This is a genomic window from Leptospira mtsangambouensis, from assembly GCF_004770475.1.
GTDB lineage: Bacteria > Spirochaetota > Leptospiria > Leptospirales > Leptospiraceae > Leptospira_A > Leptospira_A mtsangambouensis.
Genome location: NZ_RQHK01000003.1, coordinates 169,222 through 181,367 on the forward strand (window position 1 = coordinate 169,222; position 12,146 = coordinate 181,367).

The 12,146-nt window shown below is 40.5% G+C and carries 13 protein-coding genes; 8 read left to right on the forward strand and 5 right to left on the reverse strand.

Going from position 1 to position 12,146, the window contains the following annotated elements:
• Positions 1 to 13: 13 nt before the first annotated feature.
• Positions 14 to 463 carry a hypothetical protein gene (locus tag EHR01_RS07375; RefSeq protein ID WP_244310016.1) on the reverse strand — a complete coding sequence of 150 codons (450 nt, stop codon included), beginning with the start codon at positions 461 to 463 and terminating at the stop codon, positions 14 to 16.
• Positions 464 to 545: 82 nt separating this feature from the next.
• On the reverse strand, positions 546 to 1,187 hold the full coding sequence (locus EHR01_RS07380) for a flagellar assembly protein FlaA (protein ID WP_135694052.1): 642 nt from the start codon (positions 1,185 to 1,187) through the stop codon (positions 546 to 548).
• Between the two features lie 64 nt (positions 1,188 to 1,251).
• On the opposite strand from EHR01_RS07380, the gene ompL47 reads away from it, so the two are divergent.
• The 5 genes from ompL47 to EHR01_RS07405 are packed head-to-tail and all read left to right on the forward strand — an operon-like array spanning position 1,252 to position 5,077.
• Complete coding sequence (gene ompL47 / locus EHR01_RS07385; protein WP_135694053.1) at positions 1,252 to 2,328, forward strand: multi-beta-barrel domain surface protein OmpL47; 1,077 nt, start codon at positions 1,252 to 1,254, stop codon at positions 2,326 to 2,328.
• A gap of 53 nt (positions 2,329 to 2,381) precedes the next feature.
• Positions 2,382 to 3,059, forward strand: a complete 678-nt coding sequence (locus EHR01_RS07390; RefSeq protein ID WP_135694054.1) for a ComF family protein — start codon at positions 2,382 to 2,384, stop codon at positions 3,057 to 3,059.
• 5 nt (positions 3,060 to 3,064) lie between these two features.
• The gene (locus tag EHR01_RS07395; RefSeq protein WP_004785977.1) at positions 3,065 to 3,415 is read left to right on the forward strand and encodes an STAS domain-containing protein; all 351 of its coding nucleotides are present in this window, start codon (positions 3,065 to 3,067) and stop codon (positions 3,413 to 3,415) included.
• The gene (gene rdgB / locus EHR01_RS07400; RefSeq protein WP_135694055.1) at positions 3,412 to 4,008 is read left to right on the forward strand and encodes an RdgB/HAM1 family non-canonical purine NTP pyrophosphatase; all 597 of its coding nucleotides are present in this window, start codon (positions 3,412 to 3,414) and stop codon (positions 4,006 to 4,008) included. Before EHR01_RS07395 ends, rdgB begins: the two co-directional genes overlap by 4 nt.
• A 40-nt stretch (positions 4,009 to 4,048) precedes the next feature.
• The gene (locus EHR01_RS07405) at positions 4,049 to 5,077 is read left to right on the forward strand and encodes an Lsa36 family surface (lipo)protein (RefSeq protein WP_135694056.1); all 1,029 of its coding nucleotides are present in this window, start codon (positions 4,049 to 4,051) and stop codon (positions 5,075 to 5,077) included.
• Here the strand turns inward: EHR01_RS07405 and EHR01_RS07410 are convergent.
• Positions 5,074 to 6,714, reverse strand: a complete 1,641-nt coding sequence (locus tag EHR01_RS07410; RefSeq protein WP_135694057.1) for an ATP-binding cassette domain-containing protein — start codon at positions 6,712 to 6,714, stop codon at positions 5,074 to 5,076. The genes EHR01_RS07405 and EHR01_RS07410 overlap by 4 nt on opposite strands.
• 50 nt (positions 6,715 to 6,764) lie before the next feature.
• Between EHR01_RS07410 and EHR01_RS07415 the strand changes: the two genes are divergently transcribed.
• The 3 genes from EHR01_RS07415 to EHR01_RS07425 are packed head-to-tail and all read left to right on the forward strand — an operon-like array spanning position 6,765 to position 10,345.
• Complete coding sequence (locus EHR01_RS07415; protein WP_135694058.1) at positions 6,765 to 8,621, forward strand: OmpA family protein; 1,857 nt, start codon at positions 6,765 to 6,767, stop codon at positions 8,619 to 8,621.
• Positions 8,622 to 8,624: 3 nt separating this feature from the next.
• Entirely contained in the window at positions 8,625 to 9,359 is a 735-nt protein-coding gene (locus EHR01_RS07420) for an LIC_11485 family protein (RefSeq protein ID WP_135694059.1), read from the forward strand.
• An 11-nt stretch (positions 9,360 to 9,370) separates the two neighbouring features.
• On the forward strand, positions 9,371 to 10,345 hold the full coding sequence (locus tag EHR01_RS07425) for a tetratricopeptide repeat protein (RefSeq protein WP_135694060.1): 975 nt from the start codon (positions 9,371 to 9,373) through the stop codon (positions 10,343 to 10,345).
• A gap of 9 nt (positions 10,346 to 10,354) precedes the next feature.
• Here EHR01_RS07425 and EHR01_RS07430 read toward each other — a convergent pair whose 3' ends face one another.
• Together EHR01_RS07430 and EHR01_RS07435 are read right to left on the reverse strand one after the other, a co-directional pair.
• Positions 10,355 to 10,819 (reverse strand): chemotaxis protein CheX, encoded by a 465-nt coding sequence (locus EHR01_RS07430; protein WP_002974575.1) that lies wholly within the window; start codon positions 10,817 to 10,819, stop codon positions 10,355 to 10,357.
• Positions 10,820 to 12,061, reverse strand: coding sequence for a hypothetical protein (locus tag EHR01_RS07435; protein ID WP_135694061.1), 1,242 nt, complete (start codon positions 12,059 to 12,061; stop codon positions 10,820 to 10,822). It lies immediately after the preceding gene.
• Positions 12,062 to 12,146 lie beyond the last annotated feature (85 nt).

Consider the following 12,146-nt stretch of genomic DNA (forward strand, 5'->3'; position numbering starts at 1 on the left):
AAGTTTGAGTGATTTATATTTTTAGATTTTCGAGTCCGTTTTCGTGAAACTCTTGTGCCCATTTGTCGTGGAAGGGTGTTTCTTTTTCGATTCGTTCTTCGATTGCCATTTGGGAGATGGCAGTCTCTCCGTAGTGACGGAGGAAATCTCTGTGTGCGAGTCTTTCGATGAGGGCTTGCCAAAACACTTCATCTTCATAATCTTCCAAAATGTCAACGAGCCCACTTTCTTCCTCAAATTCTCGGGTTAGATAAGGCTCTCCATTATTCTGGTCAATTTGGACAATGTTTCCAAGACCTGCATGTTCCGCTTGGGCAAAAACATGGCGGACCACATCGGCAAAACGAGAGTCCGTATCAGGTTCATCTTCCGAACGATCCTTGGCTTGCAAGGTGGAAATGACCCAATCTCCCATATACACTAACTTGAGCAGGGTTTCGTATTGTTCTAGGGACAGTTCCATTTCCATTTAGGATCAGGTTCGGTCATGAGGTTATGAAGAAAAGAGTTTTTTACAGAAAGAAGTGATCCGTGGGTGCGAAATTTCAATCTTCGAGTAGGATTTCTTTGTTACGAAGGGGTCTATATTTATCTCGCACAATCGCAGTTATGTCATCAATGGCAATGAGGACCTCTTGGTTGGGATCATTATTTTCATACGGTAAATAAAAGAATCCAAGAATTCGTATCGAACTCTTTTGTAGAAAAACTCTATCGTTTTGATCAAAATTTTTTGAAATCGAAACTGTAATGAATTTCCAACCTCGATAATTGAGTGAGGTCAAATTCAATTGTCTTACTTCTGCATCTTGTGATTCTATGATCAGTGTTAGGTTCCCATTGGATTGTGATGAATAAATGGGGATGGTGATTTCTTTGATAAAAGCATTCACTTCAATTGGTTTTGGAAAGTACAATGAAAAAGGAAAATTGGCATCTTTGGGAATTCGTAGTACGAGTGCTTGTTTGGAACCTGGGATGGGAGCGGTGAAATTGCTGGAAAGGGTGATTTCTGGAAGTTTGGTTCCCTTTTCCAACTTAGTCCGCAGGTTTTCCTGATTGTAATTGGATAATTCAAAATTTTCGAGAAGGATTTCCCGCCAAATCCCTGCCTCAGCCTGAATCGGAACGATTCCAAAGAAGAAAAGAAAAAGTGTAAGTTTCCTTAAGTTTATCAATGCAATCATGTTGACAATAATTCCTTAGAAGGGGGATATATATGTTTTATCTGTAAAAAGGAGACTTATACAAATGCAGGCGCACAAATATCTTTTGGCCATACTGACAATTTCTTTCGCAGGCCAAATCACAGCACAAGTTGCTGCACCAAAAGCCACTACTTCCACAAAAGACCAGGCAATCAAAAAAACAGAGTCCACTTCTACTCAAGCCAAAGACGGTGTTGGTAAAGCTGAGACAACTGTAAAAGACATATTGGGTGACAAAAAAGAATCGGGAGCTTCTACTTCTGATGCGTCTGCTCTTTTCATTACAAGTAAAACCACTTTTTCATTAGATGCAAAAGACGAATCATCCACAATCGATTTTATTGAGTGGAAACCGAAAAACGGCGAATACAGAAAGTTCGCACAACCAATTCGTATTGCTGAAGAAGGTTTGACCGAAATATATTACCGATCTGTAGATAAAGTTGGAAATGCTGAGACTCCAAAAATTCTCGTGGTTCATGTTGATAACACAGCTCCAAGAGTGAGCTTAGTGCCACAAGAGCAGTTTTTCGTTTTAGATGGGGTTCCTTTCGCTTCTAAAAATAACACTTACACTTTGGTAGCAGAAGACCAACAAACAGGTGTTGAAAAAATCCAATTCAGCATCAACCAAGAAGCTGCAAAATCATACGCTGATCCAATCAAATTGGAAAATAGCGGTGCAAATATCGTGAAATATTCTGCAACTGATAAGTCGGGAAATTCTTCTCCAGAATCTTCTCTCATCATTACTGTTGATGATGTAAAACCAACTGTTGAAATCGTTCCTTCTTTCCCATTGGTTGACATCAATGGAAAAAACTTCCAAAGAAAAGGAAACGTATTCTATGTAAACGCAACTGACAAAGAATCTGGTATCAAAAAAGTTCTAGTAAAAGTTGATGAAGAAGAATACAAACCTTATGTAGAAGCAATTGCAATCGAAACACAAGGTGACCATGTGATCAAAGCAATGGCAGTAGACAATGTAGGCAACCAATCGGATGTAGTGGAAGTAAAACTCACTGTCGATCTAACACCTCCAACTTCTACGATCCAAAAATCAACAGAAGCTCCTAAGGTAGAAACACAAACTCCAGCAGCAACACCTGCTAAGTAGTTTTACCAAAAAAAAATAGAACCGCAAGTCTGCGGAAAAGAACCCCTTTCATTATGAGAGGGGTTCGCTTTTTATCCTTTTTTTTCCCTAAATTTTGTGTGAGTTGTGGCCGCTCCGATTTTTTTTCGGAGATCATCGCTGTATGTAAACCTTGCACAAAACGAAACTATTCCCCGCAAAAAGAGAAAGAGAACCAACGGCAGGTCAAACCTCCGGCGGACCGGTTTATCTTTTATGACCAAGTCTTCTATCTGCAAGTTCGAAATGATTTTGAAAGAAACCTTTTCCAGTCCTTAAAATTTGAAAACGAAAGGCAACTCGCAGAATATTTTTGTTTGGGACATAGATCCCTTTCTCGACAATTTTTTGGCGACCTTCCCGATTTACTGGCATTAGTTCCTTCCTCTCCCAAGTCGGGGCCACGACCGTACCATGCTTCTTTTGCTCTTCTCGGCAAATGGAAAAAACTTTGGAAAATCAGGGAAGATACTAGTTTGCGTAAGGTTTCAGCGGACAAACAATCTTCGTTAGGGTTTGAGAAGCGTTTTTTTCATGCAAAAAAGGCGTTCCAATTCACAAAAAGTGATAGAATCATGGAAGGACTTCATGTTCTAATCGTAGATGATATATTTACGACAGGTGCCACAATCAATGAAATTGCACGGCTGTACAAACAGTCCGGCGTCAGAAAGGTGTCTTGCGTTGTTTTACTGTTAAGTGGGGGTGATTGAATCGAATGGATGTTCAAGTCAAGGATGACATAAGGATTATTAAGTTTTCTGGGGCCATCCTCAAGGTTGATTCCGATGAAATTGAAAAAGAACTTTCAAAACTTACGCAAAGCTCTGTTAAAAAAATCATTCTGGATTTAACTAAAGTTCATCATATTTGTTCAACCGCACTTGGTATATTTGTCGCCACCAAGCGTAAGTTAAAGCCTATGAATGGTGATATTAAGGTGATTGTAGTGGATGAAGATTTGATCCAACTTTTTGAAATCACAATGCTCGACAAAGTGTTCGAAATTTTTCCTGATTTATCTTCTGCAATGGAAGGATTCCAACTCGACGAGGAAGATTCCCACTGACAAAAAAAACTTTAGCATTTGCATCCGGAAGTTTACACAAGTGGAAGGAAATGCAAATGTTACTTTCGCCTTATGGGTATGAAGTGGTCCTTCCCAAAGATTTGGGAATTTCCTTTTCTCCAGAAGAAACGGAAAGTTCATTCACCGGAAACTCCTTTATCAAATCAAAAGAACTCTATCGACTGACAGGCCTTCCTTCTTTTGCCGATGACTCGGGAATATCCGTACCAACCCTCGGTGGTGAGCCCGGTGTGTATTCAGCAAGATATGGTGGTCCAGGTCTAACCGATAAAGAACGTGCACTTTTTCTTTTACAAAAGTTAGGTGAGAATAAAAACCGTGATGCTTTTTATAGTTGTGTAGTGAGTTATGTAGATGGAACTCATGCCGTTTCTTTTGAAGGACGAGTGGATGGTCTGATTTGTTCCGATTATGACGAAGAAGGTAAATTTGGATTTGGTTATGATCCGGTTTTTTTCTATCCTCCTTTCGGAAAACGTTTTTCCCAGGTTCCTGAATCGGAAAAAAATACTGTTTCCCATCGCAAAAAAGCAATGGAACTTTTTTTAAATTGGTTATCTGATCTAAAATAACAAAAGTTAGAGTTTGTATCTAACAAATCCTCTTGGTATTATGAGATTTTTATTTTCCCTATCCACTTTTATTTTTACGATCCTTGTTGCGATAGGAAATCCTATTGATGCCCAAGTTCTCTGTTTAGGGGGAGAATGTGCAAATATCCCAAGTGAATACCAATTATTAGGAAATTTTGCAGAACCAGTCTTTGATCGAATTTATACCAATGGGTTTCTTCGTTCCATGGGGGATAATGCAGTCTTACAAAATTTAAATTCTAACCAGTCGGGTGGCTCCAAGGTAGAGCGATACCGATTGGGACTTGGGTATACTGTGTCTCAAGGCCAAGAAAAAGCTCGAGATTTTTATTACGAAAATTCTGAACTCCGAACTCTTCCGAAGAAGGGAGTTGCTGCATCACCTTCCTTAAGTTTTACGGTGAACTTGGGTGAATGGTTGGATGGGGCATTTGCTAAACAATGGAATCTAACAACACATTTTTTTCCTTATGAGTTTGGTGAAGCCAATATTCCTTTTGTAAAAATTAGAAATACAGATGTTCGGGGTAGGGTTTTTAATTATGGGGCTGTTTTAAGATACTTCCCTGTTGATTCTGGATTTTCGTTTGGAATCGGAGTTTTCCAAACGAACCAAGATCTTTATTTGAGTTCTTATGACAGAAGACCCACTCAATTTAGAATTGATGGAGACAAACGTCGGTGGATTGGACAAAACGATTTGTTTTATCAGTCGAGAATTGTTTCTGGTTCTTTGGATTTAAAATATAATTATACAATCGGATTTTTATCCATTATTCCGGGGATCGGCATAGTGTATAATCATGGTTATACGGCAATCCAAGCCAATCGGTTTGCTGCCATTTCTACAAGAGAAAATCCAGATGATTTTGGTTCGGTTCCAAGTGCCATTGGGATCAGGCTTGCCACAAGGCATAACCATAGATCAGGATTTGGGTATGGGAGTTTGGGTTTAAACTTTAGTTTGGGGAGTTATAGTTTGGTGACGGAGCTAATGGCAGGGAAGGAAATCCAATCGATTAACCTTTCCCTGCAAAAACAATTTTAAGTTGTGATTACCGCACCGCCAGTGAGACGTTTGTAGAAATCGTTTCCTTCTCTCTCCAAAAATTCTTCGTATGTTCCTTTGAAGTCTTTGATCCCTTCTGGTGTTACTTCGATGATTCTTGTACAAAGGGAAGAAATAAACTCCCTATCGTGAGAAACTAAAATCACTGTTCCCTCAAATAGCGATAAGGCGTAGTTGAGTGCTTCAATGGTTTCTAAATCCAAGTGGTTGGTGGGTTCGTCCAGAGCAATGACATTGTCTCCGGCAAGGATCATTTTACCAATGATCATCCGTGATTTTTCTCCCCCAGAAAGAACCGTAGTGGATTTGTTTGCCATATCCCCAGAAAAAAGCATTCGTCCGAGGATCGCACGAATTTCTTGGACTTCGGTTCCTTGTGGGGAATTTCGTAACAACCATTCCACGAGAGTGTCAGCATCTGGTTCCATCGCCTCACGGTGGTCTTGTGGAAAAAAGGAAGTTTCGACAGAATCTCCCCATTTCACCTGACCGGAATCAGGTTCTATTTTTTTAAGTAACATTTTAAGAAGTGTTGTTTTACCAACACCGTTTGTTCCAACAATCCCGACCTTTTCCCCTTTGGTGATGGAAGTGCTAAACTCTTTGATCACGGGTTTTTCATCATAAGATTTGGAGATGTTGATTGCTTCGAAAACATCTTTTCCTAGTGTTCGTTTTGCCTTAAAACGAATGTAAGGTGCTACTCTGGAAGATGGTTTTACATCCACCATTTCAGCTTTGATCTTTTCGATCATTTTTTGGCGTGAAGTGGCTTGTTTTGATTTACTCGCATTTGCAGAGAATCTGGAAACGAACTCTTGTAAGTCGGCAATTTTTTCCTTTGCTCGTTTACTATCACTCATGAGTTGTTCACGTGATTGTTCGGCAGCAATCATAAAGTCATCGTAGTTTCCTGGGAACATTCGAATGGTATTATAATCCAAATCGGCAATGTGAGTGGCAACGGAGTTGATGAAGTGACGGTCGTGGGAAATCACAATGACCACACCTTCATAGTTTGTCAGAAGTTCTTCCAACCAATGGATGGTTTTGATATCCAAGTGGTTGGTAGGTTCATCCAAAAGTAGAACATCTGGTTTTAAAAATAATACTTGGGCAAGAAGGACTCGAAGTTTAAAGCCGCCAGTGAGAAAGTTCAAAGGTTTGCTGTGGGCTGAGGTTGGGATTCCAAGGCCTTCCAAAAGTTCTCCTGCTACGGATTCGGCTTCGTACCCACCCATATCGGCAAACTGTTCTTCGATTTCGGAGATCCGGATCCCTTCTTCGTCAGTCATGTCCTCTTTGGAATAGATGGCATCCCTTTCCGCCATGAGATTCCAAAGTTCAGGATTTCCCCGTAGGACGGTTCCAAGAACGGTCTCATTTTCGTATTCGTAATGGTCCTGTTTGAGGTATCCGACCTTTTTGTCCTTGTCTACCACCACAGAACCAGCTGAGGGCTGTAAAATACCCGCTAAAACCTTCATAAAAGTCGATTTTCCGGAACCATTGGCTCCGATCAGACCGTAACGGCATTCCGGTTTGAATTTAATGGAGACGTTTTCGAAAAGAGGTTTTTTCCCGAAGGAGACTGTAATGCCGCTAGCTTGGATCATAGGTCAATTTTCTAAGGGAATCGGAGGTTTCAACCGACATTTCGTATGGTATGGTACGGATTCTCATCATCATTCTCCTTCTTTTTGGGAATGGGCTTATTAGCTCACAAAGTGTAAAAAATGGAATCCAGGTTTTGGAGGGGGACCTCTTAAATACCGGCCATCTCCTTCGCACAGACAAACAAGTATTCCGAGTCCAAACAGGTGTTTTACAAGAAGAGTTGGCTTATTTGGCCGGGAAAAAGATACGGATGTTATGCGATGTGCAAGGTGAAACTTGTAATCCCATTCGTTATGAAATGGAACCGTTTGAAACGGGAAAAACCCCTGACTGGAGTTTAAAAAAAATCCCACGTTATGTAACCCAGGGCCTATTTTCTTTTAATCCGCAGTGCACTCCTGATGGAAAAATTTTGTTTTGGACGGCACTTGTTCGCGAAGGGGGAAGATCCACTCAAAAAATTTGGGCCGCCAAACGAGACCAATACGGTTTTTGGATGCAAGGAGAACAACTTCCCACTCCACTCAATAATAAATTTCCATCTGCTGTGATTTCGGCTCTCCCTGGAGGGAATGAACTTTTTGTTTTCGGAAATTTTGGCGAAGAAGAGATGTTGGACAACCTAAAACGAGAGATGATGTATAAATCTCAAATTGCATCTAGAGAAGCACAAAATCCAAAAGAATTTCATATTGTTCTGACAAAGTTAGAAACAGAATATAAGGATAGAACGGATAAAATTCAAAACCGAGCTCCATTGTATAAAACTCGTAAAACGGAATCGGGTTGGTCTATGCCCACTCCTATAAACTTTCCAAGTTTTTACAATTGGTACAGAAAGGCAGACAATCCCAATCAACAAGTGTTTGGTGGTTCTGCTTTGGCATCTAGTGGTCGGACCTTGCTTTATTCGGCACAACAAAAGAAAAATTTTGGTAAGTTAGATTTATATGTCAGTTTACAAAATGATTCTGGTGTTTTTGAAGAAGGAATTAATTTAGGAAATACCATCAATACAGGTGAAGAGGAGATGGCTCCGTTCCTTGCTCCCGATGACAAAACCTTATACTTCTCTTCCTCCGGAAGAAAAGAAGGGATCTCTATTTTTATCACAAGAAGACAAAATGATTCTTGGACTTCTTGGTCTGAACCACAGGAATTATCTGCTAACCTAAGGGGTGTTAATTTTTTAAGTATCCCTGCGGTTGGGAATTGGGCTTTTGTTTCCCGTGAAGGGGATTTGTATATGGCAGCCATCCCCAATCATTTCCAACCAGAACCTGTTGTGGTGATCAAAGGAAAAGTAGTGGATGAAGAAGGAAAACCACTTTCGGCTTTTGTACAATATGAATCTTTAACGAGAAAAAAATCCATTGGTTCTACTGTGAGCGATCCAGGGACTGGAGAATTTAGCATCATCCTTCCTTATGAAGAAAACTATGGATTTTATGGCGAAAAGGAAGGATACCTTCCAGTCTCACAAAACCTAAATTTGGTGGGAAAAGAAAAAGAAGACAAAGAAAAAACGGTCCTTCTTGTCCTTCCCAAATTGAAAAAAGGAAATCAAATTGTGATGAACAATTTGTTCTTTGCTTTCCGATCTGCTGAACTCACCAAAGAATCAGAGCCAGAACTAGACAGATTGGCAGGAATTTTACGAAAATCAGCCAATTTGAAGATTCTCATCGAAGGGCATACGGACAATGTCGGAACCAAATCGGCCAACCAAAAGATGTCTTTGGAAAGAGCAAATTCGGTTGCTAATTATTTGAAGTCTAAACATAAAATAGAAGAAACGCGGATTGCTGTGGTGGGATTTGGTCCCACGGTGCCGTTAGCGGACAATCAGACCGAAGAAGGTCGTGGGACAAACCGAAGGGTAGTCTTTAAAATTTCGGAAGAGTAACCAGTGGACATTAAAAATATCAATATTCCCAAAGTCAATGTAGACACCCAGAAAATGATGGGTGCTGTCGATGGACTCGTAGACAAAATTCCTTCCCAAGTCCAAGACTTACTCAAAAAAATTGCCATCTCGCTTTTTGTATTTTTTCTCATCATGGCAATCTATGTGGGTTGGACCAATGGTTGGGAAAATGCCAAACCCCAAGGGATGCAACTGGCTCAAGATACCAGAAGTTTGTTTCTTTTGGAGATTGAAAGGGATTACAATCGGAAACGAAAAGATGTTCGAATGTCCGATCCGGAAGATTTAAAATATGAATCCAATCGTCGGATGCAATTTGATTTTATTAGCGAAAGAGAATCCAACGGATACACACATGATACAATTCCTGAAGAACAAGATTTTTTAGGAAAAGAGTATGACTTTAGAAATCGTAAAGCAGAAGACACTTCCGTTCCTCCCATCTACACTCCGTCAGGTGATGGTTTGATTCCAGCACCTATTGATATCCAACCTGTAACTCCCAAAGAAGATACAAAGGCCGGATCTGATTCAGATTCTGATTCAGAACTTCGGATGCAAAAAATGTTGGAACGAGTGTCTGACTTAGAGAAAAAAGTGAAGGTCAAAAACGAAGAGAAAAATTTGGAAACTTTGAAATTACCCAAACCTCCCGAATCTAGTGAAGGTCTTGGAAAACCTAGAAGTTTAGACCGAATTCCAAAAAACTTACGATGAAGGAATTCTTTTTGTTTCGTAAGTTTCTTTTGCTAACTTGTATCGTTTTTTGTTTTTCGTTCTTAAACATTTCTCCTGGGTTTTACGCTCAAACAACAGAATTGTTTTTGCCGTTTCCAGAAACTTGGACAAACGAAGGAAGTAATGAATCAACGGAAAAGAATACAAAGAGTCCAGAAAACACTGCTTCGATGGTAAACTCTGGTCCCAACACTCAGTCAAAATCCCAAAACACTCTTCCCGGTCAAAATAGTCAATCAGAGCCAGGTTCATCCAAAGTTGCAACTCAAGAGAGTCAAACAGCGGTTACAACCAATGCAAAACCTCAGGATAAAAAGAAAAAAAAGAAGGAAGTGATTGATCCGTCTGGGGCTTCATTTCAAAAAGGGAAGGCGTATTTGGCAAGAGGCCAAAAGAAATCCGCCGAATCAGAGTTTGCCGATTCTTATGGAAAAGAAGGAGAGGCCGCAAAATTATCTCGAGTTGAGAATACGAATTTATATGGTTTAGATGGGAAAGATAAAGATTCCGCAGGACTTGTTGAAAAACAAGAAGATGCTGATCTCAAAATCAAAACACAATTTGAGTTAGCACGTTCTTTGGATCGAATTGGAAATCCGGATTCGGAAGAAAAAGCTTACAAAGAATATTTAAAACTGATCACAGAGTTTCCGAAACACCCAGAGCTCACACCTAGATCACATTATGCGGTTGCCATCCTTCTCATTCGTAAAAAAGAATTTCGTCCAGCAGCCCACCAGTTGGCGAGTATCATCAAAAATTTTAAAGAATCAGCGGAATATCTACCGGCACATTATTACTTAGGAAAAATTTATGAGAGTAGTTGGGATGAAAGGGATTTGGAACGTTCTCTAAAATACTACCAACTGTATATGAATGGAGTGGAGGGGAAAACTCCCGTGCCCGGATATGATTTTAAAAAAGAAACCCGCGAGAGACTCCGGGTTTTAGGTTCTTCGATTTAAAAATATACTTTAAGCGATTGCGACGTTTACTTCAATTCTTCCAAACTTAGAATATAAGTTGATGGAGAGGGTTGGTTTTTTGTTAAACCGAACCGAAGTGTTGTTTGTCTCTTGGATGTTTGGTGTAGTGATTTCTACCGATTGGCCTGCTGATGTAAAAATATTCATCGCATTACCTGTGGTCATGTTGGCAATCTCACCGAGGATGTCTTTGTATTCGTTTTTTACATCCTCATCAGAAAGACCCGGAACCAATTTGCGAGACACTTTGTAGGCAGCATCGAGGTTCATACTATAAACCACTTCACCACTAAAAGATCCCACCACACCGATGATGATTGCAATTTCATGGCTGGGCGCAGGTGAATCTTTGATTCCGATTTTTCCTCGGATGAGATCCTGTTGGAGAACATCGCGGAAAACGATGGTGGCTGCTTCCAGGAACGGGTTGATGAAGTCGGCTTTAATTTGCATTTATTCTAAAGAGAGAAGGCCTTTTTTCTCTACGTTGTATTCTGCTGCTAAGGACTGGTTTATTTCAAGAAAAAAGCTAAGAAGTTGCCTTTGTTTCAGAAAATCTGCAGCTTGGTCCGCCGGTTTTTTGGCTGTGGTTTGTCCGTAAGTTAAGGCTCCAAATTCCACATAAACTTGTTTGTCGTTATCTGAGAATGGACCCACTACTGTTTTTTTGCTAAATGGATCGTTTGCGAGAGTTTCCCAAAATTTTGCTGAGTTCGCCAAACGGTAGCTATTGCCACGATTGGAAGTAACCAGTTTGAGATCAGACAAGGCGACATTGGACACTGTCTCTATGGGCTGGAGGGTCTCCGCTGCAATCGCTTCCAAAGCATTTGGCTCGGAAACTTTTGTTGCGATGCGACCTTTCCACAGTTCTACTTCTTTTCTTTTGCGATCAAATTTCATTTTGGAAAGTAATAGGGGTTTCCTTGATTCAAAACTGACGAAATTTCCAGAAGCATCCTTAGCAAGAGACCCATCTTTTTTTTCTTTTTCGTATTCTTTGTTTAGTTCTTCGTCAGAAATATTGATTTTTGCTTCTACAGCATTCAGAAGATTGACCTCGGAGATGGCGACAATGCGGAAAGAAATTTTTGCCCGTTTGGCTTCATCCTCTAACTCGGCTTCATTTTCTGTGGGAGAAAACGGTTGGTCCAAAAAGTTAGGGTACAGAGCGTATCCTGTAGCTGAATCGATACGGTAGTTCATGGGTGCGGAACGGTAGATTTGTTGGTAGATTTCTGTTAGAGAGCGAGAGTCTTCTTCCCCATACCCTGCTTGGGAAACTGATTCCTTGTGAACCTCCCTTGCTTGTTTGGACATCTCACGTTTGATGCTGATTTCCGAAACTTGGAAACCGACAGCGGCAGCAATGTCATTGGCAATGTAGATTTCTTTGACGGTAGAAAAAGCACAGGAATTGAGGAGTTCTGGGTTTTGGGCCGTTTCTCTACCATATTGTTGGTAACGGTAGTAACAATCCCGTTTGGCAGCATTGAAATAATCCACGGGAATGCTTCTCCCTGCAATGGTTCCTGCTTTGGTGGAATTTTGGCCTGTGATGGCACCCACAAGACTTTGTTCGGCGTCCCCAGGCAAAAAGGTAATGATCAGGGTTCCGACCAAAATGAATAAAAAGAGAGCAATGATGGCGCGATAGATTTTTTCTTTGAGGGTAGAGGGTTCTTCTTCGAACATAAAGGAAAGGTTTCCGTTTCCGAAACCCTTGTAAAGAAAAAATGTAATCAAGGGAATCGTCGTTTGGCAAGATAATATAGGTAGT